Source organism: Allobosea sp. 67-29 (assembly GCF_001898115.1).
Taxonomy (GTDB): Bacteria; Pseudomonadota; Alphaproteobacteria; order Rhizobiales; family Beijerinckiaceae; genus Allobosea.
Genome location: NZ_MKSQ01000014.1, coordinates 248,154 through 271,604, shown reverse-complemented (window position 1 = coordinate 271,604; position 23,451 = coordinate 248,154). Strand labels below are relative to the sequence as shown.

Below are 23,451 nucleotides of genomic sequence, written 5' to 3'. Positions count from 1 at the left end.
CGGGCATCGGCTGACGGAAATGCAGGCTTCACTGTTTGTAAGTGGCATCGCAAACTGCCGCGCAATAAAGGGGAACGTATTGACTTCGAGAACGGACAGCATGCGGCAGGGAGCCGAACTGGCCTGCCCGTGGGGAGCAGCCAGGTGAGCACCGGTTCGCCGCGATTGGGGCGCTACGCCCTGAACGGTGCGGCCGCGCTTTCGCTCGGCTTCATCCTGCTCCCGCTGATCTTCGTGACCTGGCTCGCCTTCTTCCGGCAGGAGATTCCCTCCTTCCCGCCGGAAGGCTATTCGCTGAAATGGTTCGCCGGGGCCGCGAGCAACAAGTCCTTCATCGACGGCTTCGAGCTGAGCCTGCAGATTGCCGTCGCAGCGACGCTGCTCGGGCTCGTGCTCGGAGTGCCGGCGAGCCTGGCCCTGGTGCGTCACCGCATTCCACTCGGGCCGGGCATCAGCACCTTCCTGCTGCTGCCCCTGGTGATGCCGGGCATCGTGCTGGGCACGGCGACCTATGTCTTCCAGATCGAGATCGAGCTTGCCACGCAGCTGCCGGTCATGGGCTCTCTCGGCGGGCTGATCGCGGCGCATACGCTCGTCGTGATTCCCTGGGTGGTGCGTCTGGTGACGGCCAGCCTCGCCGGCTTCGACCGCTCGATCGAGGAAGCGGCGCAGAACCTGGGCGCCGGGCCGGTCACGACGTTCTGGCGGGTGACGCTGCCGAGCATTCGGCCGGGCATCGTCGCGGCGGCCTTGTTCGGCTTCGTGACCTCGTTCGGCAATCTCGAAATGAGCCTCTTCCTGGTCGGGCCGGGCCGCACGACGTTGCCGATCGCGATCCTCCAGTATCTCGAGTGGAAGATCGACCCGACGGTGGCGGCAGCCTCCCTCATCCAGATCGTCCTGATCGGCGCCGCGATGATCGTGACCGATCGCTATGTCAAACTGAGCCGGGTGGTGTGAACGAATGGCGCGGCTCTCTCTTTCGCACCTGAAGAAGACCTACGGCGCCCTGACGGTCGTCGACAATGTCGACATCACCGTTGCCGATGGTGAGTTCCTCGTCCTGCTCGGCCCCTCCGGCTGCGGCAAGACCACCACCCTGCGCATGATCGCCGGCTTCATCGCGCCGACATCGGGGGCGATCACCATCGGCGAGCAGGACGTCACCAACCTGCCGCCGTGGAAGCGCCATTGCGGGCTGGTCTTCCAGAGCTATGCCCTGTTCCCGCATATGACAGTGGCGCAGAACGTCGCCTTCGGCCTGGAGATGCACAAGGTGCCGCAGGCCGAACGTGGCCCGCGCGTCGCCGAAGCGCTCCGGCTCGTGCGGCTCGGCGGGTTCGACGGGCGCTATCCGCGCCAGCTCTCCGGCGGCCAGCAGCAGCGGGTCGCGCTCGCCCGCGCGCTGGCCATGGAGCCGCAGGTTCTCCTGCTCGACGAGCCGCTGTCGAACCTCGACGCGAAGCTGCGGCTGGAAGTGCGGATCGAGATCCGCGAGCTGCAGCAGAAGCTCGGCCTCACCACGATCATGGTGACCCATGACCAGGAAGAGGCGCTGACGATGGCGGATCGTCTCGTCGTCATGGAAAAGGGCCAGGTGCGGCAGGTCGGCACGCAGCGCGAACTCTACGAAAGGCCCGCCGACCGCTTCGTCGCCGGCTTCATCGGGCGCAGCGCCTTCATCGAGGGCGCCGTCACGGCTCAGGGCCGGTTCCGCACCGGTGGCGGGCTCGACATCGCCTGCGCCGCCGCCGCCGCGCCGGGTTCGGCGACGCTGGCGCTGCGGCCGGAGCGGATCGCGATCGGCAGCGAGGCGGATGGCTTGCCCAATCGCTTCCCGGCGCGGATCGAGCATGCCTCCTATCTCGGCGCGCTTCTCGACGTCCAGGTCGCGCTCAACGAGCAGGATCGCATGCTGCTCCAGATTCCGAACCGGGTCGGCCTCGCCGAGCCGCATGTCGGGGAAACCGTCACGATAGGCTGGGCCGAAAGCGCCGGGCTCGTCTATCCGCAAGGGGCCTGAAGGCCCATCCGGCGTTCATAACGAGGGGAATATCATGGCTTCATTCGACAGGCGGGATCTTCTGAAAGGCACAGGCGCCGCGGCGCTCGCCGCGGCCACCGGCATGCCGGCCCTCGCGCAGTCCGGCGGGCGCGTCGTCGTCGGCACCTGGGGCGGCGACTATGCCAGGCTGCTGACCAAGAACATCGAGGATCCGATCCTCAAGCCCAAGGGCATCGAGGTGGTGCAGGACCAGGCGGGCGACGCACCGCGCCGCGCCAAGATGGTCGCCGAGAAGCGCCTGCCGCGCGGCACCGTCGACATCCAGGGCCTCTCGGCCGCCAACATGTACGAGATGAACGAGGCCGGCGTCCTGGAGCAGCTCGACTACTCCAAGATCCCCAATGCCAAGAACCTGCTGCCGACGATGAAGTATCCGTACGGCATCGGTCACATCTACTCGGGCAACGTCGTCATCTACAATCCCAAGATCATCTCGCCGGCACCGAAGGGCTTCAAGGATTGGCTGGACCCGAAATGGGGTTCGAAGATCGGGTTCATCGACATCCAGTACCAGTCGATCTTCATCGCGGCCTCCATGGCCGCCACCGGCGGCAAGGACATGAACGACATGGAGAAGGCCAAGGAGATCCTGCTCGCGGTCAAGAAGGCCGGGGCGCGCGTCTACCCGACCAACGAGGCCTTCGCCCAGGCGATGAAGAACGAGGAGGTCGGCATCAGCGCGATCTGGAAGGCGCGCGTCGTGCAGTGGCAGAATGCCGGCATCCCCTGCGAGGCGGTCTCGCCGGTCGAGGGCATCCCGACCTATGTCTCGGGCTTCGTGATCCAGAAGAATGCGCCGAACAAGGACAATGCCTACGCCTACATGGATGCAATGCTGGCCAAGGCGCCGCAGGAGGCCTTCGCCGTCGACATGGGCTATAACGGCACCGTCTCCGGCCTCACGATCGATCCGGCGCTGCACAAGCGCATCGGCTTCACGCCGGAAGAAGAAAAGACCCTTAAGGACCTCGACTACGCCTTCCTCGCCAAGAACGACGCCGCGATGAAGGAGTGGTGGGACAAGGTCTTCAAGGCCTGACATGGCTCGTTCGTCCGACCATCGCGGCCGCCTGACGCGGCTTTCCGCTCTTCCGGCGTCAGCGGACCGGCGTCCGCCGGGCGCCGGTTCTCGAAAGCCGTGCCATCCGGCTCGCGCTGGCGAACGGACGAACCATGCCGGATGCGTCGCCATCAGGAGCGGTTCATGAGCACCGCTCCGGAAGCCGTGGCGGGCGCCCGCACGAAGCTCGCCGGCCTGCTCGTCGTGCCGGCGACTCTCTTCGTCGCCTTCATGATGATCGGGCCGTTAGCGATCCTGTTCCGCTATTCGCTCAACAAATTCGTGCCCGGCCAGTTCATGGTCGATGCGCTGGTGATCGAGAACTACGTCAAGTTCTTCACCGACGCCTACTACCTCAACGTGCTCGCGCGAACGGTCCGCGTCGCGGTCATCTGTACGCTGGTCTGCCTGATCATGGGCTTCCCGCTCGCCTATGTGCTGGCGCGGACGCAGAGCCGCTTCAAGAACCTCATGGTCATCGCCGTCGTGCTGCCGCTCTTCGTCGGCAACGCCGTGCGCGCGGCCGGCTGGATGACGATCTTCGGCAGCAAGGGGGCATTCAACGCTTCATTGATGGCGCTGGGGCTGATCGATCAGCCGTTGGAGATCATGTATACCGAGAACGCCGTGCTGATCGGCATCATCGCGGTCAACCTGCCCTTCATGGTGCTGACGCTGCAAAGCGTGATTGAGGGCATTCCGCGCAATGTCGAGGAGGCCGCCTTCAGCCTCGGCGCAGGGCCCGCGGCCATGTTCCGCCGCGTGCTCTGGCCGCTCGCACTGCCCGGCACCCTCGCCGGCACGATCCTGACCTTCATCCTGGCGATGAACGCCTATGCCACGCCGGTGCTGCTGGGCGGGCCGAAATTCCAGATGATGGGACCGCTGGTCTACGGCCAGTTCGCGCAGCAGAACAACTGGCCCTTCGGCGGCGCGATCTCGTTCATCCTGATGACGTCCACCATCCTGCTCACGATGGGCGCACATCTCATCGTCCAGGGGCGCTACCGATCGAACGGGCCGGCCGCCTGACCGCTCGTTTCGGCCTCCGCCCCGGCTTGAGCCTTCTGTATGCGTGCCTGGCCTGCCCGACGGCCGCCCGGTTCGGCTTCAGAACTCGTGCGCCCGCAGGCGACCCGGTCCGGCCCCGCCGAGGCTTCCGCTACCGACGGCATCGTCGCCGGCGCGGAGCCGAGGCCACGTCCCGGCGAAGGCCGGCTTTCACCGTATCGTTTGGCTTAGCGCCGCCAACCGGCGGCCCGCCCCTCGCTCAGGCGGTATTCTGCCGATGCCGGTCTTCCAGATAGGCAAGCACCGTCTTCAGATCCGAGACGTCGACATAGCGCCGCCCGAGATCGCGGAGGTTGTCCCGGTGGGGTTGTTCCTCGATATCGCCCACGCAATCCTCCGGCACGATGGTCCGATACCGATAGCTGAAGCTATCGATCGAGGTCGCCCGAATGCAGCCTGAAGTGTTGCACCCGGTCACGATGACCGTGTCGACGCGCTCCTTGTTGAAATAGTCGCTGACGCCCGTATTGAAGAAGATCGACGGCGCCTTCTTGCAGATCGTCAGATCGTACTCGGGGTCATGGATGCGGGCATCGAAGGCGGCGCTCGGGTGATCGTGCCGGAAGGTTTCGCGCACCGCGGTGATCTTCCAGTACGGCATCTCGCGCTCGCTCATGTAGGCCGTATTGCAGTTGGCGACCGGCACGTTGTACCGGCGCGCGACCTCGAGCAGCTTCGCCGTGTTCTCGACGGCGCGCATGACGAGCGGCGCCCCGCCGAGCGGATACCGCGCATCGGTAAAGCCCGTCTGGAAATCGACGACGACGATGCCGGGTTTCTGACCGAAGCCGACCGGGATCTCGCCATAACTCCTGTTCTTGTAATCGTCGGTCACCGACCCCTCCTCTGCATCGCGGCGAGAGCGCCACGGGCCGGAACGGTATCTCCTTGAAAAAATCAAGCAAGATTGTTTTTATAAGTGACTGTCAAAGCGGTGTGAGCAGACGATGCGGCCACTGCGATGTTCGCAGCGTCCACGGCCCGGCCGGCACCGAACCAAGCAATCGGCGGAGGAACAATGAAGGTTTCGCGCTCCGAACGACAACAGCAGGCGCGCAGCGTGGCGACCTATGAGCGGCTGATCGCGGCGACGCTCGATGTGATCTACGACGTCGGCTACCACGCGGCGACCACACAGGAGATTGCGGCGCGTGCGAAGGTGTCTCGCGGGGCGCTGCTCTATCATTTCCCCGCCCGCGCAGACATCATCCTCGCGGCGATGGAGCGGCTTCTGGAGAACGGTACCGCCGAAATCCGGACGGTCACCCGGCATGTCCAGGACGGCTCGCTCTCTCTCGAAGGCTTCGTCGACTTCCTCTGGGCGTTGTTTTCCGGACGCTTCTTCTATCTGTCGCTGGAGATGATCACCGAGGCGCGCAACGATCCCGAACTGCGGAACCGCATGATCCCCGTCGTCAAGCGCTTCCACGAGGCACTCGATGCAAACTGGGTCGAATTCTGCGATCCGGAGAAACGCCCGGCCCGGCAGGCACGCATCATTCTCAACCTGACGGTCTGCCTTATGCGAGGCATGGGCGTCCAGACCGTGCTGCGCCAGGACCCGGCGTACTTCAAGGATATGATCGGGGCGTGGAAGGCCGTCCTCCCGCAGATCGTCAACGGGCCGATCGGCGACACGATGTTCGGGGCGCGCGCCGCGGCAGGCTGTGCGAACGACGCGACGGCCTGAGTGCATATGGCGGCCGGCGATCGGTCGCCGCGCCCGGCCACTCGTCGCGGCCGCTTCTTGCCGCCGCTCATCCGAATGGATGACGGCAGGCGTCGCCGACCCGGGACATCTTCGGCTGTCTCAAGGCAAGGGCCCGTTCCCTGTTGAGTTGGACAGGCGGCTCTGTTGGGGGAGAAATGCCGATGCTGTGGCCTGTCCCCGTTGGCGTGCGCGTACGCCCGTTCTTCAAGTTCAGCTTCCTGGCGCAACTGGCGGATTGTTCCGGCGAAGAAGCGACGATCATGGATTTTCCGGAGTTCAAGCACGAACTGAGCGCGGCGCAGAAGCTGCAGCTTCGTGCGATCGCCGAGAAGATCGTCTTCAGCCAGAAGCTCAACCCCATCGCCGCCGTCGCGGTGGTCGGCCATGCGGACAAGACGCTGCGGCTTCAAGGGGCCGCAGCCACGAACAAGGAGATGGACGTCAGCCGGAAGCGTGCCGAGACGGGCAAGCGCGAGCTGGTGGCGATGCTGCAGACCTTTCCGGACGGGAAGGACATCGCGGCGAAGATCGCCGCCAACATGGAGGTCATCGCCAAAGGCGCTTCCGAGCTCGTGGTCAAGAATGCGGCCACCGAGGCCCAGATGCGGCAGAACCGCAGGGTGGTGTTCCGCTGGGCGCGTTGCCGGCCCACACCGGTCATCCATCCGGCGATCGAGTTTCCGCCACGCTCCCTCCCCTCCGAAGAAGACGACCCCAACATCGTCTTCGCCGGCCAGCGGTTCAAGGCGAAGATCATCGAAGGCGCGAGCTTCACCGCCGGCGGCGGCTACATCACGCTGACGATGGCGATCTGGGATATCGATAACAACAGACTGGCCGGCTACGACTATGACGGCGGAACGGCCGGCGCGGGCGTCAATCCGATCCCCTTCATCAACGAGACCGACTGGCAGGATTTCGGGACGCCCGTGCCCATTCAGGTCGACCAGTTCAGCGGCCAGGGCCGGCACAATTTCACGGCCGTCATCCTCAGCGCTTTCGAGCTGCGCTCGATAAGTCCCGAAACCAATCCCCCGCAATGGCCGTCGGATGGCATTCGCCTCGGCCAGTGGACGGGCTTCTCGCCCGCGGTAGCCATGGAAGGCTCCGTCGGCCGCTTCAAACTCATTCCCAACACGGTTCGGGTCTTCAAGGGGTGAAGGCCGATCCCGCGCAAGACGCCCCGGCGGCGCCTGAGGCCGACGCGCGGTCCAGATTTCCCTTGGCGGCGACGATCGGGCCATGACCGCTGCAACGGCTCGGATGCCACGGCGCGCTGCTCGGCGGCCGGACTAGGACATACCGCCCTCGCCCCGCATGAAGCCGGCAAAAAACGACGAGAGCTCCGCGTAGCCGTCCAGCGGAAGCACGCAGGAGACGTACTGATCCGGTCGAACGACCACGATGCAGCCCTCGTCGCGATCGATGCCGCGCATGTCGAAGATGTCGCGGTCCGAACCGACATCGGCACAGAAGATCTTCTCGTAGTCGCGCAGGCCCAGGCGGCCCTTGCAGGGCAACAGAAGCTCCGGCATCGCCTCCAGCGCGAGTTCGCGATGCCCCTGCTGGGTGATCGCTCGCAGATCGATGACGGAATCGATCTCGTCGTTGGGCTGCCTAAACCGCAGAATCGGGGAAGAAGACGCATTCGCGAGATGTTCGCAGAGCGCGCGCAGGCGGGATGACGTGCCCGTCGGATCGGTTCGGTCCGCGAAGGCGTAGAGACGCCAACGGCCATCGGCCTCTGCGAGATGGCCGAGCTGCATCGGCCGCGCATCCGCCAGCCTGACCACCGGCGCGGAATGGAAGCGAGCGCCAACCGGAAACCCTCGGGCCAGACGCTCATGCGCCGTATCGCCCGTCAGCAGCGAGCGGCCATAGCGGGTGGCCGTTCCGGCAGTGTAGCGCCCGTGTTTGACGAAATAGTCCTGCACTTCCCTGGGATCGACGCCTTCGGCGTCGGATGCCGACGACTTCAAGGGCGCGCTGAGCATCTTGGCCCATTCGCGATCGAACTCGATCAGTTCATGCGCGATCGCCTGCCTTTCAGCGGAATAGCTATGCAGGAGATCGGGCCTGGCCCTCCCACGCAGGACCGCCGCCAGTTTCCATCCCAGGTTGAAGCTATCCTGCATCGAGACGTTCATGCCCTGCCCGGCCTTGGGACTGTGGGTATGGCAAGCGTCGCCCGCGATGAAGACGCAGGGCAGGCGGCGATCCAGCCGGTCGGCCGGCACGTCGTCGAACTTGTCGCAGAGGCGCTGCCCGATCTCGTAGACCGACCACCAAGCAACCTCGCGCACCTGGAAGCTGTAGGGATGCAGGATACGCCGGGTCGCGGCGATGAGATGCTCGACGCCGAAATTGCGGCTCGCTACCCGCTCGTTCTCGTTGAGCTTGTTGAGCTCGACATAGATCCGGATCAAATAGCCGCCCTCGCGGGGGATGATCAGGATCGAGCCCTCGCCAGCGGACTGGATCAGCGCCTTCAGCCGCACATCCGGAAAATCGGTGACGGCGAGCACATCCATGACGCCCCAGGCCTGATTGGCGGAATCGCCATGCAGGGCGCGGCCGATCGACTTGCGCACGGCGCTGCGGGCTCCATCGCAACCGACGACATAGCGAGCCCTCACAGTCTCGACCTCGCCCTCATGCCCGGGGTCGAGACGCTCCAGGCGCACGGCCACCGGATGCGACGGCACGCCATCGTCCGCCCCGCCCGTCGTATCGATCTGCAGATCGAGGAGGCGCCGCGAATAGCTCGGCTCCAGCCTGGTCGGCGCGTTGCGCATGACGTCCAGGAAGAAGTCGTGCACCCGTGCCTGGTTCAGGATGACATGGGGAAACTCGGACAGGCCATCCTCGACATCCTGGATCCGGCCGTGACGGGCGATATTCTCAGGCCGGGCCTGATCGGGCTTCCAGAAGGCGACCTCGTTGACCCAATAGCTCTCCTTCAGGACCCGCTCGGCAAAGCCGAAGGCCTGGAACATCTCGATCGTGCGGCAGGCGATGCCGTCGGCCTGGCCCAGCTCGAGCGGACCGGCCTTCTGGTCGACGATACGCGTGCTGATCTCCGGAAAGGCCGCAAGCTGAGCCGCCAGGGTCAGGCCGGCCGGACCGCAGCCGACGATCAGGACATCGACTTCGGCGGGCAGGACCGTGAAATCAGGAGGGACGTCGCCCGCCGGACCGGCTGCGACAGCTGGGTCCCCAGTATGAAACCCGTTGAGGTGGAATTGCATGCGGTGCTCTCGGTAAGGTCTGGCGACGGATGTCCGCAATCGAGCGTGGGCAACGGCCTGGCGTGCCCGCGCCCGGGCGGATCACTTGGGGAACGAGGAGGCGAGCGCCCAGCGATTCACGCCCGTCATCGGCGCCGGGCGCGGGCCTGCTCCAGCCACATCTCCCACGGCCGGTGAACCTGCGCCTCGATATGCGCCACGAGTTCCTCGATCATCTCGCGCGAGGGTGGCGCCGAGGGACAGGCGGTATCGTCGACGGCAACCGCTATCGGATGGTGCTGCCCGCCGTGATCTGCTGCGCACATGGTTCTGTTCCTCCCGGAATGCCCGGCCGTGCCTGTCCTCGGCGAGGATGCATACGTGCCGGCAAGCGCCGTCGCGGCGGGGCGCATCGGTCGAGAAGTCCCCGCCGAAAACGATGGCGGTTGCCATGGCGTTCGCGGAAGACTGCTCCCGTCGCGCTCCAGTCACGCGGCCCGCTATTTATTCCGTATACTGAATAACAGTATGCGATCAGATAACGACGTGTCAACGAGCAGCCGGGCGGAGGGGCGGATCGACCGAACGCCGCCCTAGGCGGCCTGACAGCCTCCATTTGCCCGTATACGGAATGACAGTATACTGACTCACGAAAGCCGATGGACGCGCCGCCACCGTCCCGAAGCGACGTTTCGGCGGCGGAACCTGGCCATCGCGACGAAGAGGCAAATCGGCGATGTCGATGGATGACGTCTATCAGATGCCCGGCCACCTCATTCGGCGGGCCCAGCAGATCGCCGTGTCGATCTTCCTCGAGGAGTGCGGGCCTGCGGATCTGACGCCGGTACAATACGCCGCGCTGGTGGCGATCCAAGGCAACCCCGGCATCGACGCGACCCGCCTGTCGGCCCTGGTCGCATTCGACAGGTCGACGCTCGGCAACGTGCTCGAGCGGATGGAAGCGAAGAACCTGATCGAGCGGATCAGCAGCCCGGCCGACAAGCGCGTCAAGGTCCTGCGCCTTTCGCCGGAAGGCGAGCGTGTCCTGGCGCAGGCCGAGCCGCTGGTTCTGCGGACTCAGGAGCGCATTCTTGCCCCGCTGGCGCCGGAGGACAGGGCGGCCTTCATGCGCATGCTGGCTCAGCTGGTGGAGCTCAACAACGATGCTTCGCGAGTGCCCTTGAGAACGGGAGCACCGCGCCCGCCCGAAGCCGCCTGAGCACCGACGATGCTGCGTCGCGCGAGCTAAAATGCCTCGCTGGAAAAGCCCTTTTGTCTTGGACCGGGTGGATGCGATGCGGCCTGAGCTTCCGGCTCAATGTCGGCCAGATGATCGCGAAGATCTATCTGCCGGCGATGCGCGCCCCGGTCGTCAACGGGCTGCGCATCGGGCTCGGCGACGCCATCATCGGCACGCTGCTCGCCGAGACCAAGCTCGCCAACCAGGGACTCGGCTATGCCGTGATCCAGACCTACGCCACCTTCGACATGCCGCGAATGTATGCTCTGCTGATCGTGATCCCGTTCGCCCTGACGGGCTGGCGGACGTCCGCCGATCGGGCTCGGAAGCGCCTCAGCTTCGGGGAAAGGCGGCAGACTCGCCGGCCGCCGCGCCGCGCGCTCCGCGCTCGTACCAACCCTTCGACCGGTTCACGATGGCGACGACGCTCAGCATCACCGGGACCTCGATCAGCACGCCGACCACCGTGGCAAGTGCCGCGCCGGAGTCGAAGCCGAACAGGCTGATCGCAGCCGCGACGGCCAGCTCGAAGAAGTTCGAGGCGCCGATCAGCGCCGAAGGCCCTGCGACGCAGTGCTGCTCGCCGGCGGCCCGGTTGAGCAGATAGGCCAAGCCGGCATTGAGGTAGACCTGGATCAGGATCGGCACCGCCAGCATCGCGATCACCATCGGCTGGGCCAGAATCTGCCTACCCTGGAAGCCGAACAGGAGCACCAGCGTGACCAGCAGGGCGATCAGCGACAGCGGACTCAACTTGCGCAGGACACGCTCGAGCGCCGGCTGCCCTCCGGCCGCCAGCAGCCGGTTGCGCGCGAGCTGCGCGACGATCACGGGAATGACGATATAGAGGGCGACGGAAAGCGCCAGCGTTCCCCACGGCACGGTGATCGCCGAAAGGCCGAGCAGCAGCCCGACGATCGGCGCGAACGCCACGATCATGATCGCGTCGTTGAGCGCGACCTGGCTCAGGGTGAAGTGCGGTTCGCCCCTCGTCAGGTTCGACCAGACGAAGACCATCGCGGTGCAGGGCGCCGCCGCCAGGATGATGAGGCCGGCGATGTAGCTGTGGATCTGTTCGGCCGGCAACCACGGCCGGAACAGCCAGGCGATGAAGAGCCAGCCAAGAGCCGCCATCGAGAAGGGCTTCACCGCCCAGTTGACGAAAAGCGTAACGCCGATCCCGCGCCAGTGCCGACCGACCTGTCCAAGCGCCGCGAAATCGATTTTTAGCAGCATGGGGATGACCATCAGCCAGATCAGGATCGCGACAGGCAGATTGACCTTGGCGATCTCGACCGAGCCGATCGCCTGGAAGGCGCCCGGCATGACATGGCCAAGTGCGATCCCGACGAGGATGCACAGTGCGACCCACACCGTCAGGTAGCGTTCGAAGGTGGACATGGTGACCTCAGGCGAGTGCGATGGGACGGCCGGAGGCATCGACGACGAGCTCGCCGTCCTCCTTGCGGAATTCGCCGCGCTGCGGCGGTAGCAAGGGCAGGACGGCCTCGGAGGGACGACACAGGCGCACGCCTTTGGGCGATACCACCAGCGGCCGGTTGATCAGGATGGGATGGGCTTCGATCGCGCCGAGCAGGGCCTCGTCGGACAGGCTGGGATCGTCGAGGCGGAGTTCGGCGAAGGGCGTGCCCTTCTCGCGCAGGATGTCCCTGACCGACAGCCCGGCCCGGTCGAGGAGCTGCTTCAAAAGCGTCCGCGAAGGCGGCGTCTTGAGATATTCGATGACATGCGGCTCGACGCCCGCGTTCCGGATCAGGCCCAGCGTGTTCCGGGACGTTCCGCAGGCAGGATTGTGGTAGATGACTACGTCCATCAGGTGCGCTCCGGGCGGCCGGCGCTCGCTCCTTCGAGTTCCCCGATCTTCCGCAACTGCCGTGCCAGCGCCATCTCATCGAGGCTGGCCACCGGCAGCGACAGGAGGACGTTGATCCGATTGCGGAGATAGCGGAGCGCCGTCACAAAGGCGCGTTCGCGCTCGATGTCGCTGCCCTGAACGTCGGACGGGTCCTCGATGCCCCAATGCGCCGTGATCGGCTGACCCGGCCAAAGCGGGCAAGCCTCGCCGGCGGCCTGGTCACAGACCGTGATCACGAGGTCCATGACCGGTGCGCCGGGCTGCGCGAACACGTCCCAGGTCTTCGATGACAACCCATCGGTCGGGATGCCTTCGGCTTGCAGCACCTTGAGCGCCATCGGTCTCGGCCCGGGCCCGCCTTCGCTGCCGGCGGAGAAGGCTTGGAAGCGCCCTGCCCCGAGATGATTGAGCAAGGCCTCGGCCATGATCGAGCGCGCGGAATTATGCGTGCAGAGGAACAGCACGTTGTAGATGCGATCAGACATCGGTCATGGCCTTCGGTGGGCAGCAGGGGCTGAGCTCGGCCAGCAGCGGCGCGCAGATTTCCGGGCGGCCGCCGCAGCAATCCTTGAGAAGGAAAGCCAGCACCGAGCGCAACGCGTCGAGATCGGCCCGATAGACGATCGAGCGGCTGAAGCGCTCCGAGCGAACGAGCCCCGCGCGGCTGAGGATACTCAGATGCGACGACATCGTGTTGTGCGGAACGGCAAGGCGACGAGCGACCTCCCCGGCCGGCAGCCCTTCCGGCTCCGCCGCAACCAGCAGGCGGAAGACCTCGAGACGGGTGCCCTGAGCCAGGGCCGCAAGGGCGAGGATGATCGATTCGATTTCCATATGTCTAGATTTATCGACATATCGAAATCGACACAAGTCCTGAATCAACGAACGCGCGGTATCGGCAAGGCACTGGATTTTACGTCGGTGCCGCCTTCCCGGCGCGCAAGTCGCAGCGCATGCCGATGGATCGTTGACAGCTCGACGATCGGCACGCGCCGATACCTTTCCCGCCTGGGCACCGCGAGCGACACGCGGCTGCCGAGCACGCCTTAGAGACGCAGGCGCTCTACCGCCCGCGCGATTGCGCCGAGCTTGTCCTCCGCGGCGCCGGTGCAGCAGATCGGGTTGTCGGCGAAGGTGGCAAAGCCGCAATCGGGGTGAAGCAGCAGGCGCTCGCGGCCAAACAGATCGATCGCCTGTTCGATCCGCGCCAGAACCGTCTCGGAGGCTTCCGTGGCAGGGTCCTTCTGGTTGACGACGCCGATCCCAATGCGGGCATCCTGCGGCAAGGCGCTCAGAATCTCGATCTCGCCGGCGCGCGGCGTGCACATTTCCAATAGATAGGCTCCGACCCTGACCCGCGACAGCGTCTCGAGCAGCGGCGCGTAACTGCCGGCGAGTGCCACGCTCTCGTCCGGCGTCCAGTTCCCGCGGCAGACGTGCAGGGCCGTGCGTTCGCGCGGGAAGCCATCGAGCACCGCGTTGAGCAATTCGCGCGCGAAGCCGAGCTCATGCGTGGGACCGAGCGACTCGGACAGCGCGCCACACATGAAGGAGCGCCGGCTCTTGGCTCCGGAGAAGACGACTTCCGACAAGACCGGCTCGTCGAGCTGCACGAGTGCCGCTCCGCCGTCCATCAGCTCGGTGATTTCCTCGCGCAGGATGCGCACGATGTCCTGCGCGATCTCCTCCCGGCTGGCATAGGCCTGATCGGAGATGCATTCCATCCACATCGTGCGCGCCAACAGATAGGGCCCCGGCAGCGCGACCTTCACCGGCTTCGCGGTCACCCTCCGCGCGAAATCGACCTCGTGGGCGACCAGAGGGCGCGAGCGGGCAAGCCGGCCGAAAACGGCCGGGTGGCGGACTTCGCCGGCCGGGATGTCTAGCGCGCGCAGTTCAGCCTCGAATTCCTCGGGATGATCAACGAGAGGCAGCAGGTCGACCAGCGGAATGAGCTGGCAATTGTCCAGGCGGCTGGCAACGAAGCTCGCATAGCTGTCTCGCCGCTGCTCTCCGTCGGTGACGACGTCGACGCCGGCCCGCTCCTGCGCGGCGATGGACAGGCGCACGGCGTCGTCAGCCGTTTCCTGGAAGGCAGCTTCGGAGAGCCTGCCCTCGACATGGGCATGCATCGCTTCGAGCATCCAGCGCGGCCTTGGCCAGGAGCCGATGCCCATCACCGCGAGCGCGGGGATCGGCGGTGCGCCGAGCGGCACGCGATGCCGCGACGGCTGGGCGCCCGGTGACGCGGGAACCGAGGGCGGCACGCCCGGCTCCCGGACACGCTCCGCCAGGCTTCCCTTGCAGATCAGGAAGGAGCGTTGCCGCTGCACCTTCGTCCAGGAGACGAGTTCGTTGCCGGTCAACCGGCACCAGGCGGGCAGATCCTCGTCGACCGAAATCTCGGTCGAGAGGATTTCGAGCAGGCCGCCGCGCGGCAGCGGATCGATATGCTTGCGGATCAGCAGCAGCAGGCCGTTGCCGCAGTCGAGATCGCCGCCATCGAAGCCGGTATCGGGGACGTGGGCATGGGTCGCGACCGGCTCCATCTCAAGTCCTCCGGCGATGCCGCGCGGCCGCGACCGCAAGGCCGACAAAACCCAGAGTCGTCACCACCGGGGGCAGCGAGAAGACCTCCTTGTCATGCCGGAAACGGATCCACCAGGCCTGACGGCACCCATAAGTGAGCTTGCCCGCTCCGACGAACTCGTCGGGCAGGAAACCGCAATCCTCGGCAGCGACCACGGTCTCGGGCATTTCGAAGGACAGGTAGCTCAGCCCGAGATAGCCGAGGCCCGCCAGAAGGGCGACGGCAAGGGCGATGCGACGCGGGCCCATGGCGGTCTCAGTAGCTGATGGAAGGGATGCCCTCGCCCATGAATTCGACGAGCTTGGCGCCTCCGACGATCTTGGCGCCGCTGACGAGGTTCTCCTCGTCGAGACCGCGCTTCTTGAAGCAGGGCGAGCAGACATAGATCGTACCGCCGGCTGCCGCGAAGTTCGTCATGAGTTCCTGCAGCGGTGCAAAACCCTCCTCGTGAACGTCGTCGGCATAGCCCCTCTGCGAGAGCCTCGTTCCCTCTATCGAAAGGAAGACCACTGTCTCCCTGTCCGATGCCACCGCCGCGTTGGCGATGACGAATCCGACGGTGGCCTTGTCGGTGTCGTTCTTGGCGACGCTGATCGAGACGACGAACTTTCCGGGCATGGCAGGCTCCTTCGCGACGTTTCCAGGTTGATCAGCTCCGGTTCGCCCGCGCGCGGATCCAGAAGCTGTAGGTTTCCGGCTCATGGCGGGCAAGCTCGTGGCCGGTCATGCGGCACCAGGCCGGGATGTCCTCGGACGCGCCGGGATCGCGCGCGACCACGCGCAGAACCTGCCCCGGCATGGCCCGAAGCTTCGTGCGCAGCACCATGACGAGCTCACCGCAGCCCATCTCGCCCGCGTCGTAGCTCTCCGATGCCGCGACAACATCCATGGCAGCCCCGCATCGCTCGCGCGGCAGCAGCCGGCGGGCACGGACACGCATCCTGTTCCGAAAAGCAGCCCGCTCCCGCCTACGCCCTGCCGAGCACGGCAGTTGGCCAGCCCCGACCGGGCATGGCGCGCAAGGAGCAGCTACCGGCCTGACCTTATCGGCAGCGCGTTTCACGTCAAGCACTGCAGGAGCGCGTTCCGGCGGCTGCCCGAACGCTGGCGAAGCTGCTATGGCGAGCCATCCGACAGCCGGCAACCGCAGGATTCCCATGCCTACTCCTCCGAACTTCTCCGAGCGCATCGACCGGCGCGGCACGCATTCCGCCAAATGGGACATGATGGAATCGATCTATGGCGTACCGTCGGAAGGCGGCATCGCCATGTGGGTGGCCGACATGGATTTCAGGCCGCCGGCCTGCGTGCAGGCCGCGCTTGAAGGCATGACCAGCCACGGCATCTACGGCTATTTCGGAGACGACCGCGCCTATGTCGACGCCATCCGCTGGTGGATGGAGAACCGCCACGGCTGGGATGTCGCGCCGGGGTCGATCTTCACGACGCATGGCCTCGTCAACGGCACCGCGCTCTGCGTCGACGCCTTCACCGCTCCGGGAGACGGCGTGGTGCTGATGACACCGGTCTATCATGCATTCGCGCGCGTCGTGGCGGCTGCGGGGCGGAAAGTCGTCGAATGCCCCCTCGCCCTCGCCGATGGCCGCTACGTCCTCGACATTCCGGGCTGGGATGCCCTGATGCGCGGCGACGAGCGCATGCTGATCCTGTGCTCGCCCCACAATCCGGGCGGGCGGGTCTGGTCGCGGGAAGAGCTGCGCGAGATCGCGGCCTTCTGCAAGCGCCACGACCTGATCCTCGTATCGGACGAGATCCACCATGATCTCGTGATGCCGGGCAACCGGCATCTGGTCATGCCGGTTGCAGCCCCCGATATCCTGGACCGGCTGGTGATGATGACGTCGACGACCAAGACCTTCAACATCGCCGGAGCGCATGTCGGCAACGTCATCATTCCCGACGAGACATTGCGGACGCGCTTTCGCCGCCGCATGGACGCGCTCGGCATCTCGCCGAATTCCTTCGGGATCGTCACCGCGACGGCGGCCTACAGCCCCGAAGGCGCAGCCTGGGTCGATGCGCTAAACGGCTATCTCGACGGCAATCGCCGGCTCTTCGACGAAGCCGTGAACGCGATCCCCGGCCTGCGCTCGATGCCGCTCGAAGCGACCTATCTCGCCTGGGTCGATTTCTCGGGAACCGGCATGGACGCGGCCGAATTCACGAGCCGGGTGGAGAAGCAGGCCAGGATCGCGGCCAATCACGGCCCGACCTTCGGCAAGGGCGGCCAAAGCTTCCTGCGGTTCAACATCGCGACGCCGCGCGACGTCGTCGCCGAGGCCGTCGACCGGTTGCGCGACGCCTTCGCAGACCTGCAATAGCCTTCATGGCGGCGCGGCGGCCCTGAGCCGGATGCCGCTGCGCGTCAGGCTCGCCGCCCTTGGCCTTGCAGCAGGATCGCCGCTGAAGCCGGCTTGGCGCCGGCAGGATCATGGCCTCAAGCCTCCGTGCGCGGCGCCGGCCTCTCGGCGCGTGGCTAGCCGCGCGCGACGCCATTCAGATCGACTCGATCAGCAACCTCCGTGCCGCATCGACCGTAAGCTCGACCGGGTTTCCGCCGGTCGAGGGGTCGGCCACGGCGGCCTCGGCCAGTTCGTCGATCCGGTCGGTGCCGACGCCGAGCGCGGCGAGCTTGTCGGGGATGCCGAGATCGGCGCGCAGCTTCAACACGAAATCGTAGAAGCCGTCGAAGCCCCCGGCGATGCCGAGATAGGCTGCCGCCGCCGCGATCTTCTCCTCGATCGCCGGGCGATTGAAGCGCAGCACCGGCGGCATCACCACCGCGTTCGTGGTGCCGTGATGCGTGTGATAGACCGCGCCGACCGGGTGGGAGAGCGAATGGATCGCGCCCAGCCCCTTCTGGAAGGCGACGGCGCCCATCGCGGCGGCAGCCATCATCTGCGTGCGCGCCTCGATATCGCAGCCGTCCGCATAGGCGCGCGGCAGATAGGTCTTCACCAGCCGCATGCCTTCGAGCGCGATGCCCTGGCTCATCGGATGGAAGAACGGCGAGGAATAGGCCTCCAGGCAATGCGCGAAGGCGTCCATGCCGGTGCCGGCGGTGATCGCCTTGGGCATGCCGACGGTGAGTTCGGGGTCGCAGATCGTCACGCCCGGCAGGAATTTCGGGTGGAAGATGATCTTCTTGGTATGGGTCTGCGAATTGGTGATGACCGAGGCGCGCCCGACCTCGGAGCCGGTTCCCGCCGTGGTCGGCACGGCGACGATCGGCGCGATGCCCTCGACGGAGGCGCGCATCCACCAGTCGCCGACATCCTCGAAATCCCAGACCGGGCGGGTCTGCCCGGCCATGAAGGCCACGCATTTGCCGAGGTCGAGGCCGGAGCCGCCGCCGAAGGCGACGACGCCGTCATGCCCGCCGGCCTTGAAGGCGCGGACGCCGTCGTCGAGATTGCGGTCGTCCGGGTTGGGGTCGACATCGGCGAAGATCGCCCGGCCGAGCCCGCCGGCCTCGAGGATGTCGAGCGCGTTGGCGGTGATCGCCATGCTTGCCAGCCCGCGATCGGTGACCAGCAGCGGCCGCTTCATGCCGAGCGCCTTGCAGTGATCGGCCAGTTCCCTGATCCGCCCGGCGCCCAGCTTGACGGCGGTCGGATAGCTCCAGTTCGCGGTGATCGGCATCAGCCAGCTCTCTTCAGATGGTAGGATTTCGGGCGGGTGAGGTTGTGGAAGCCGATGACCGAGAGCGAGCCGCCGCGGCCGGTCTCCTTAACGCCGGTCCAGCACAGGGCCGGGTCGAGATAATCGGCGCGGTTCATGAAGACGGTGCCGGTTTCGATCTGCTCGCCCAGCCGCGCGGCGCGCTCGGCATCGCCGGTCCAGAGCGAGGCGGTGAGACCGTATTTGGAATCGTTCATCAGCGCGAGAGCCTCGGCGTCATCGCGCACCTTCATGATGCCGACCGCCGGGCCGAAGGTCTCCTCGCGCATGATCGTCATGGAATGGTCGACATCGACCAGGATCTGCGGCGCGAGATATGCGCCGCCATCGTCCTGCGGGAAAAGCTTCGGATCGACCAGCGCGCGTGCGCCCTTCGCGGTGGCCTCCGCGATCTGCTCGCGCACCACCTGGGCGAAGCGCTTATGCGCCATCGGACCGAGCGAGGTTTCGGGGTCGAGCGGGTTGCCGAGCCGGTAGTTCGAGACCCAGGCGACCGATTTCTCGACGAAGGCGTCGTAGAGGCTCTCGTGGACATAGATGCGCTCGATGCCGCAGCAGCATTGGCCGGAATTGAAGGTCGCGCCGTCCATCAACGTGTCGACCGCCTTGTCGATATCGGCATCCTCCATGACATAGCCGGGGTCCTTGCCGCCGAGTTCCAGCCCGATCCCGGTGAAGGTGCCGGCCGCGGCGCGCTCGATCGCCTGCCCGCCCGCGACCGAGCCGGTGAAGTTGATGAAGTCGAACTGCTTCTCGGCGACCAGGCGCGAGGACGTCTCATGGTCGAGGAAGACATTGGCGAAGACCTCTTCCGGCACGCCGGCCTCGTGGAAGGCGCGCGCCAGCCGCTCGCCGGTCAGTAATGTCTGGCTGGCATGCTTGAGGACGACTGCATTGCCAGCGATGAGCGCTGGCGCGACCGAGTTGATCGCGGTCATATAGGGGTAGTTCCACGGCGCGATCACGAAGACGATGCCATGCGGCTCCCGCGCGATGAAGCGCTTGAACGCCGCGCTGTCCTCGATGACGACAGGCGCCAGCGCCTCGCCGGCGATCGAGGCCATGTAGTTCGAGCGCTCGTTGAAGCCCTTGAACTCGCCGCCATATTTCACCGGCCGGCCCATCTGCCAAGCGAGCTCGGTGACGACCTCGTCGCCCATCTCGTTGAGCCGCGCGACGCCCTTGAGCACCAGCGCGATGCGCTCGTCGAGCGGACGCTTCGCCCAGGCCTTTTGGGCCTTGCGGGCGCGCGCGACCACGGCCTTGGCCTCGTCGAGGCTGAGAGCCGGCCGCTCGGCATAAACCGAGCCGTCCACCGGCGACACGCATCGGATCATCGTCATCGTCACTATCCGTTTGGCTGAAATGGGCTGGGAGAGGGAGGGCCGGGTCAGGCGCGTTCAAAACCGCGCTTCACTTCCCAATCGGTGATCCGGCGATCGTACTCCTCCTGCTCCCATTCGGCGGCGCGGACATAATGGTCGATCACGTCGTCGCCGAAAGCCTTGCGCAGCATCGCCGAGCCCTTCAGCGCCACGGTCGCGTCGCGCAGGGTTTTTGGGATTTCGCGGACGTTCCGGTCGCCATAGGCATCGCCGACGAAGGCCTCTTCCAGCTCCATCCTCTTCTCGATGCCGTCGATCCCGGCCGCAAGCAGCGCCGCCATCGCGAGATAGGGGTTGAGGTCGGAGCCGCCGACCCGGCATTCGATGCGGATGCCCTTGGTGCCGGCGCCGCAGAGCCGGTAGCCGGCCGTCCGGTTGTCGGCGCTCCAGACCGCCTTGGTCGGCGCGAAGGTGCCGGCGACGAAGCGCTTGTAGGAATTGATATAGGGCGCGAGGAAACCGGTGATGTCGGAAGCGTGCGCGAGCAGCCCCGCCACATAGTTCCGCATCAACGGCGACATGCCGTGCGGCGCCTGCGCATCGAGGAAATGCGGGGTCTTGCCGTCGGCGCTCCAGAGCGACTGGTGGATATGCGAGGAGGAGCCGGCATGCGCGTTGCTCCATTTGGCGAGGAAGGTGATCGACTTGCCCTGCGCCCAGGCGATCTCCTTGCAGGCGTTTTTGATGATCGCATGCCGGTCCGCCATCGTCAGCGCGTCGGCATAGCGGACATTGATCTCCTCCTGCCCGGCCGAGGCCTCGCCCTTGGAGTTCTCGACGGGAATGCCGGCGCCCTGCAGGCCGTTGCGGATCGCGCGCATCACCGCCTCTTCCTTGGTCGTCTGGAAGATGTGGTAGTCCTCGTTGTAGCTGCTCGCGGTCTTGAGATCCCGATAGCCGCTGGCGCAGGCGTTCTCGTAGCTCTGGTCGAACAGGAAGAATTCGAGCTCGGTCGCCATATAGGCCTTGAGCCCCATGGCCTCGAGCCGCTTCACCTGCTTCTTCAGCACCGCGCGGGGCGAATGCGGGATGTCGTGGCCGTGATGGTCGAGCACGTCGCAGAGCACGAGCGCCGTGCCTTCGAGCCAGGGCACGCGGCACAGGGTCGAAAGGTCCGGCTTCATCGTGTAGTCGCCATAGCCGGCGGCCCAGCTCGTCGCCGCATAGCCGGCTACGGTTTCCATCTCCATGTCGGTGGCGAGCAGGTAGTTGCAGCTATGGGTCTCGTGATACCCGCTTTCGAGGAAGAAGGCGGCATGGAAGCGCTTGCCCATCAGGCGCCCCTGCATGTCGACCAGACAGGCGAGCACCGTATCGATGCGGCCGGCGGTGACATCGTCTCTCAGAGCGTCGAGCGTGTAGGCTTGCGTCATGCCGGTCATCCATCTCCAAGGCCTGATCTTCACACGGGAATGCTTCGGGCGAAACGGCTGGCTCGCGCTTCGCCCGGCGCGGCATGCAGAGATCAGACCAGCGCCTGCACCTGGATCTCGACCAGGATATTCTCGGCCGCGAGCCGCGATTCCACCGTCGCGCGTGCCGGCGGCCGGTCGCGATCGACCCAGGCATCCCAGGCGGCGTTCATCTCGCCGAAACTCGCGATATCCTTGAGCCATATGTTGGCGACGACAATGCGGGTCTTGTCGCTGCCGACGGCAGCGAGGTAGCCGTCGATCTGGCGCAGGATGTCCGTGGTCTGCTCGCGCACCCCGCCGCTGCGATCGGCTGCGGTCAGGCCGGACAGGAAGGCGAAGCCGTTTGCAACCAGCACCTTGCTCAGCCGTCCCGTCACTTCGTGGCGTTCGATCATGGTTTCGTCTCCGGGGAATGGACCGGCGGGCGCCGGCCGGTGGGATCTGCGGCCGCTCATGGGCCCATCATCAATGCCGCCGCGCGCTCGCCGACCATCATCGCCGGAGCGTTGATGTTGCCGGAGGGAATCGTCGGGAAGATCGACGCGTCCGCGACACGCAGCCCTTCGACCCCATGCACGCGCAGGCGCGCATCGACGACGGCTGTCCGCGGATCCGGACCCATCCTGCAGGTGCCGCAGGGATGGAAGACGGAATAGGCGTTGCGGCGGATCGCGGCGAGATGGGCATCCTCGTCGGCCGCCTCCGGGCCAGGCCGGATTTCCGCGTCGATCAGCGCGGCCAAGGTCGGCGTCGCGGCGAGGCGGCGCAGGAAGCGTGCGCCGGCCAGCAGCGTGTGGATATCCTCGGGCTCGGCGAGATAGTTCGGAGCGATTTCCGGCGCGAGCCGCGGGTCGGGGGACCGGATCGCGACATGGCCGCGGCTTGCTGGCCGGCAGGGCGAAACGCTGAGGCTGAAGCCGGGAAAGGGATCAGGCTTCATCAGGGCGCGAACGCCCGGCACGGCGCGCTCATAGCTCAGCGGTGAGAAATAGAGCTGCATGTCCGGGCGCGAAAGCTCCGGCCTGGTTCGGAAGAAACCGCCGCCCTGGTTGACGCTGAGAGAGAGCGGCCCCCGTCGCCTCAGGAGATAGTTCGCGACCATGCCGACGCGGGCAGGCCAGGAAAGAAGCGCCTCGTTCAGGCTCGGCTGCCTGGAACGATAGACGTGATCGTAGCAGAGATGGTCCTGCAGGTTGCGACCGACCGCCGGCAGATCGCGAAGCGGCGCGATGCCATGGCTTGCGAGCAGTTCCGGCGGGCCGATCCCCGAGAGTTGAAGCAGTTGCGGCGAATTGAACGCGCCGCCGGCCAGCACGACCTCCCTGCGGGCACGATAGCGCTGGATCTCACCGCCCCGGTGGACCTCCACGCCGACGGCACGCCGCTGTTCGACCAGGATGCGCGTAACCAGCGCATCTGTCTCGAGCCGGAGACGCCCCCGCCGGCGTGCCGGGTGCAGAAAGGCGCGTGCAGCGGATTCGCGCCGCCCGCCCCGGGTGGTGATCTGGTAGAAGCCGGCGCCTTCGCAGCTGGCGCCGTTGAGATCTGCGTTGAACGGCAGCCCCGCCTCCCCGGCCGCCTCGATGAAAAGCGGCGTCAGCGGATGGGCCTGGCCGGCGATCTCCTCGACATGGAGCGGACCACCGGCGCCGTGCCAGGAGGACGAGCCAAGCGCATGATCCTCCATGCGCCGGTAGGCGGCTAGCACCTCGGCCCAGCCCCAGCCTGGATTGCCGAGCCGCTCCCACTCCTCGAAATCCTCGGCCTGGCCACGCGCATAAACCATCGCATTGATCGAACTCGACCCGCCGACCACCTTGCCGCGCGGCTGGTAGATCTCGCGCCCGTCCAGCGCCGGTTGGGAAACGGTCCGGTACATCCAGTTCAGTCGGGGGTGATAGAAGGTCTTGCCGTAGCCGATCGGCAGGTGGATCCACGGGCTGCGGTCCTGGGGACCCGCTTCAACGACGAGAACCGTTCCCCAGCCGGCATCGGCAAGCCTCCCGGCGAGGACGCAGCCAGCCGAGCCCGCCCCGACGATGATCACGTCCCATTCCGTCACGATGACTGCCCCGCCAGTGCGAAACGGGAAGCCGTCAGCCTCCCGCC

General features: G+C 66.1%; 24 protein-coding genes and 1 pseudogene. 9 read left to right on the top strand and 16 right to left on the bottom strand.

Annotated features, from left to right (window positions below; translation table 11 throughout):
* Positions 1–144: 144 nt before the first annotated feature.
* From BGO20_RS12600 to BGO20_RS12585, 4 genes are all read left to right on the top strand, one after another.
* Entirely contained in the window at positions 145–960 is an 816-nt protein-coding gene (locus tag BGO20_RS12600) for an ABC transporter permease (RefSeq protein ID WP_291663635.1), read from the top strand.
* 4 nt (positions 961–964) lie between these two features.
* Positions 965–2,023 carry an ABC transporter ATP-binding protein gene (locus BGO20_RS12595; protein WP_291663636.1) on the top strand — a complete coding sequence of 353 codons (1,059 nt, stop codon included), beginning with the start codon at positions 965–967 and terminating at the stop codon, positions 2,021–2,023.
* A gap of 34 nt (positions 2,024–2,057) precedes the next feature.
* Positions 2,058–3,104, top strand: coding sequence for an ABC transporter substrate-binding protein (locus BGO20_RS12590; protein ID WP_291663637.1), 1,047 nt, complete (start codon positions 2,058–2,060; stop codon positions 3,102–3,104).
* Between the two features lie 165 nt (positions 3,105–3,269).
* Positions 3,270–4,157, top strand: coding sequence for an ABC transporter permease (locus BGO20_RS12585; protein WP_291663638.1), 888 nt, complete (start codon positions 3,270–3,272; stop codon positions 4,155–4,157).
* 238 nt (positions 4,158–4,395) lie between these two features.
* Here the strand turns inward: BGO20_RS12585 and BGO20_RS12580 are convergent, their stop codons facing one another.
* On the bottom strand, positions 4,396–5,031 hold the full coding sequence (locus tag BGO20_RS12580) for an isochorismatase family protein (RefSeq protein WP_291663639.1): 636 nt from the start codon (positions 5,029–5,031) through the stop codon (positions 4,396–4,398).
* A gap of 183 nt (positions 5,032–5,214) precedes the next feature.
* Between BGO20_RS12580 and BGO20_RS12575 the strand changes: the two genes are divergently transcribed.
* Together BGO20_RS12575 and BGO20_RS12570 are read left to right on the top strand one after the other, a co-directional pair.
* The gene (locus BGO20_RS12575) at positions 5,215–5,886 is read left to right on the top strand and encodes a TetR/AcrR family transcriptional regulator (protein WP_291663641.1); all 672 of its coding nucleotides are present in this window, start codon (positions 5,215–5,217) and stop codon (positions 5,884–5,886) included.
* A gap of 182 nt (positions 5,887–6,068) precedes the next feature.
* Entirely contained in the window at positions 6,069–7,067 is a 999-nt protein-coding gene (locus BGO20_RS12570; RefSeq protein WP_291663643.1) for an OmpA family protein, read from the top strand.
* Positions 7,068–7,199: 132 nt separating this feature from the next.
* Here BGO20_RS12570 and BGO20_RS12565 read toward each other — a convergent pair whose 3' ends face one another.
* Together BGO20_RS12565 and BGO20_RS12560 are read right to left on the bottom strand one after the other, a co-directional pair.
* Positions 7,200–9,155, bottom strand: coding sequence for an FAD-binding monooxygenase (locus BGO20_RS12565; RefSeq protein ID WP_291663644.1), 1,956 nt, complete (start codon positions 9,153–9,155; stop codon positions 7,200–7,202).
* 125 nt (positions 9,156–9,280) lie between these two features.
* Positions 9,281–9,460 (bottom strand): hypothetical protein, encoded by a 180-nt coding sequence (locus BGO20_RS12560; protein WP_291663646.1) that lies wholly within the window; start codon positions 9,458–9,460, stop codon positions 9,281–9,283.
* Between the two features lie 410 nt (positions 9,461–9,870).
* Between BGO20_RS12560 and BGO20_RS12555 the strand changes: the two genes are divergently transcribed.
* Positions 9,871–10,353 (top strand): MarR family winged helix-turn-helix transcriptional regulator, encoded by a 483-nt coding sequence (locus BGO20_RS12555; protein WP_291663647.1) that lies wholly within the window; start codon positions 9,871–9,873, stop codon positions 10,351–10,353.
* A gap of 71 nt (positions 10,354–10,424) precedes the next feature.
* Positions 10,425–10,652: pseudogene (locus tag BGO20_RS12550) on the top strand (ABC transporter permease subunit); the annotation flags it as partial.
* 55 nt (positions 10,653–10,707) lie between these two features.
* Here BGO20_RS12550 and arsB read toward each other — a convergent pair.
* The 8 genes from arsB to BGO20_RS12510 form a co-directional block, all read right to left on the bottom strand.
* Positions 10,708–11,775, bottom strand: coding sequence for an ACR3 family arsenite efflux transporter (gene arsB, locus BGO20_RS12545; RefSeq protein ID WP_291663648.1), 1,068 nt, complete (start codon positions 11,773–11,775; stop codon positions 10,708–10,710).
* Between the two features lie 7 nt (positions 11,776–11,782).
* Positions 11,783–12,208: an arsenate reductase (glutaredoxin) gene (gene arsC, locus BGO20_RS12540; RefSeq protein ID WP_291663649.1), complete on the bottom strand. Its 426-nt coding sequence runs from the start codon at positions 12,206–12,208 to the stop codon at positions 11,783–11,785.
* Positions 12,208–12,735: an arsenate reductase ArsC gene (locus BGO20_RS12535; protein WP_291663651.1), complete on the bottom strand. Its 528-nt coding sequence runs from the start codon at positions 12,733–12,735 to the stop codon at positions 12,208–12,210. Before BGO20_RS12535 ends, arsC begins: the two co-directional genes overlap by 1 nt.
* On the bottom strand, positions 12,728–13,084 hold the full coding sequence (locus BGO20_RS12530) for an ArsR/SmtB family transcription factor (RefSeq protein ID WP_291663652.1): 357 nt from the start codon (positions 13,082–13,084) through the stop codon (positions 12,728–12,730). The genes BGO20_RS12535 and BGO20_RS12530 overlap by 8 nt, the downstream gene beginning before the upstream one ends.
* Before the next feature lie 212 nt (positions 13,085–13,296).
* Positions 13,297–14,799 carry a 5-methyltetrahydropteroyltriglutamate--homocysteine methyltransferase gene (locus tag BGO20_RS12525; protein ID WP_291663654.1) on the bottom strand — a complete coding sequence of 501 codons (1,503 nt, stop codon included), beginning with the start codon at positions 14,797–14,799 and terminating at the stop codon, positions 13,297–13,299.
* Between the two features lies 1 nt (position 14,800).
* The gene (locus BGO20_RS12520; protein ID WP_291663655.1) at positions 14,801–15,088 is read right to left on the bottom strand and encodes a hypothetical protein; all 288 of its coding nucleotides are present in this window, start codon (positions 15,086–15,088) and stop codon (positions 14,801–14,803) included.
* Between the two features lie 7 nt (positions 15,089–15,095).
* Positions 15,096–15,458, bottom strand: a complete 363-nt coding sequence (locus tag BGO20_RS12515) for a DsrE family protein (protein WP_291663657.1) — start codon at positions 15,456–15,458, stop codon at positions 15,096–15,098.
* Positions 15,459–15,489: 31 nt separating this feature from the next.
* On the bottom strand, positions 15,490–15,780 hold the full coding sequence (locus BGO20_RS12510; RefSeq protein WP_291663659.1) for a sulfurtransferase TusA family protein: 291 nt from the start codon (positions 15,778–15,780) through the stop codon (positions 15,490–15,492).
* Between the two features lie 217 nt (positions 15,781–15,997).
* Here BGO20_RS12510 and BGO20_RS12505 point away from each other — a divergent pair, with 217 nt between their 5' ends.
* Positions 15,998–17,182, top strand: a complete 1,185-nt coding sequence (locus BGO20_RS12505; RefSeq protein ID WP_291663661.1) for a MalY/PatB family protein — start codon at positions 15,998–16,000, stop codon at positions 17,180–17,182.
* A 175-nt stretch (positions 17,183–17,357) separates the two neighbouring features.
* Here the strand turns inward: BGO20_RS12505 and BGO20_RS12500 are convergent, their stop codons facing one another.
* The 5 genes from BGO20_RS12500 to BGO20_RS12480 all read right to left on the bottom strand — a co-directional run bounded on the left by BGO20_RS12500 (position 17,358) and on the right by BGO20_RS12480 (position 23,404).
* The gene (locus BGO20_RS12500; RefSeq protein WP_291663663.1) at positions 17,358–18,503 is read right to left on the bottom strand and encodes an iron-containing alcohol dehydrogenase; all 1,146 of its coding nucleotides are present in this window, start codon (positions 18,501–18,503) and stop codon (positions 17,358–17,360) included.
* Positions 18,503–19,885: an aldehyde dehydrogenase family protein gene (locus tag BGO20_RS12495; RefSeq protein WP_291663666.1), complete on the bottom strand. Its 1,383-nt coding sequence runs from the start codon at positions 19,883–19,885 to the stop codon at positions 18,503–18,505. The genes BGO20_RS12500 and BGO20_RS12495 overlap by 1 nt, the downstream gene beginning before the upstream one ends.
* Positions 19,886–19,932: 47 nt before the next feature.
* Complete coding sequence (locus BGO20_RS12490) at positions 19,933–21,300, bottom strand: glutamine synthetase family protein (protein WP_291663667.1); 1,368 nt, start codon at positions 21,298–21,300, stop codon at positions 19,933–19,935.
* A gap of 92 nt (positions 21,301–21,392) precedes the next feature.
* A complete protein-coding gene (locus tag BGO20_RS12485; RefSeq protein ID WP_291663669.1) occupies positions 21,393–21,737 on the bottom strand; it encodes a RidA family protein in 345 nt (114 codons plus the stop codon).
* 56 nt (positions 21,738–21,793) lie between these two features.
* Complete coding sequence (locus BGO20_RS12480; protein ID WP_291663671.1) at positions 21,794–23,404, bottom strand: GMC family oxidoreductase; 1,611 nt, start codon at positions 23,402–23,404, stop codon at positions 21,794–21,796.
* Between the last annotated feature and the right edge of the window lie 47 nt (positions 23,405–23,451).

What these genes read in the sequence shown, in the direction of transcription:
- BGO20_RS12595 (WP_291663636.1), top strand. Translation starts at nt 965, where the DNA reads ATGGCGCGGCTCTCTCTTTCGCACCTGAAGAAGACCTACGGCGCCCTG.
- BGO20_RS12590 (WP_291663637.1), top strand. Translation starts at nt 2,058, where the DNA reads ATGGCTTCATTCGACAGGCGGGATCTTCTGAAAGGCACAGGCGCCGCG.
- BGO20_RS12585 (WP_291663638.1), top strand. Translation starts at nt 3,270, where the DNA reads ATGAGCACCGCTCCGGAAGCCGTGGCGGGCGCCCGCACGAAGCTCGCC.
- BGO20_RS12575 (WP_291663641.1), top strand. Translation starts at nt 5,215, where the DNA reads ATGAAGGTTTCGCGCTCCGAACGACAACAGCAGGCGCGCAGCGTGGCG.
- BGO20_RS12570 (WP_291663643.1), top strand. Translation starts at nt 6,069, where the DNA reads ATGCTGTGGCCTGTCCCCGTTGGCGTGCGCGTACGCCCGTTCTTCAAG.
- BGO20_RS12565 (WP_291663644.1), bottom strand. Translation starts at nt 9,155, where the DNA reads ATGCAATTCCACCTCAACGGGTTTCATACTGGGGACCCAGCTGTCGCA.
- BGO20_RS12560 (WP_291663646.1), bottom strand. Translation starts at nt 9,460, where the DNA reads ATGTGCGCAGCAGATCACGGCGGGCAGCACCATCCGATAGCGGTTGCC.
- BGO20_RS12555 (WP_291663647.1), top strand. Translation starts at nt 9,871, where the DNA reads ATGTCGATGGATGACGTCTATCAGATGCCCGGCCACCTCATTCGGCGG.
- arsB (WP_291663648.1), bottom strand. Translation starts at nt 11,775, where the DNA reads ATGTCCACCTTCGAACGCTACCTGACGGTGTGGGTCGCACTGTGCATC.
- arsC (WP_291663649.1), bottom strand. Translation starts at nt 12,208, where the DNA reads ATGGACGTAGTCATCTACCACAATCCTGCCTGCGGAACGTCCCGGAAC.
- BGO20_RS12535 (WP_291663651.1), bottom strand. Translation starts at nt 12,735, where the DNA reads ATGTCTGATCGCATCTACAACGTGCTGTTCCTCTGCACGCATAATTCC.
- BGO20_RS12530 (WP_291663652.1), bottom strand. Translation starts at nt 13,084, where the DNA reads ATGGAAATCGAATCGATCATCCTCGCCCTTGCGGCCCTGGCTCAGGGC.
- BGO20_RS12525 (WP_291663654.1), bottom strand. Translation starts at nt 14,799, where the DNA reads ATGGAGCCGGTCGCGACCCATGCCCACGTCCCCGATACCGGCTTCGAT.
- BGO20_RS12520 (WP_291663655.1), bottom strand. Translation starts at nt 15,088, where the DNA reads ATGGGCCCGCGTCGCATCGCCCTTGCCGTCGCCCTTCTGGCGGGCCTC.
- BGO20_RS12515 (WP_291663657.1), bottom strand. Translation starts at nt 15,458, where the DNA reads ATGCCCGGAAAGTTCGTCGTCTCGATCAGCGTCGCCAAGAACGACACC.
- BGO20_RS12510 (WP_291663659.1), bottom strand. Translation starts at nt 15,780, where the DNA reads ATGCGTGTCCGTGCCCGCCGGCTGCTGCCGCGCGAGCGATGCGGGGCT.
- BGO20_RS12505 (WP_291663661.1), top strand. Translation starts at nt 15,998, where the DNA reads ATGCCTACTCCTCCGAACTTCTCCGAGCGCATCGACCGGCGCGGCACG.
- BGO20_RS12500 (WP_291663663.1), bottom strand. Translation starts at nt 18,503, where the DNA reads ATGCCGATCACCGCGAACTGGAGCTATCCGACCGCCGTCAAGCTGGGC.
- BGO20_RS12495 (WP_291663666.1), bottom strand. Translation starts at nt 19,885, where the DNA reads ATGACGATGATCCGATGCGTGTCGCCGGTGGACGGCTCGGTTTATGCC.
- BGO20_RS12490 (WP_291663667.1), bottom strand. Translation starts at nt 21,300, where the DNA reads ATGACGCAAGCCTACACGCTCGACGCTCTGAGAGACGATGTCACCGCC.
- BGO20_RS12485 (WP_291663669.1), bottom strand. Translation starts at nt 21,737, where the DNA reads ATGATCGAACGCCACGAAGTGACGGGACGGCTGAGCAAGGTGCTGGTT.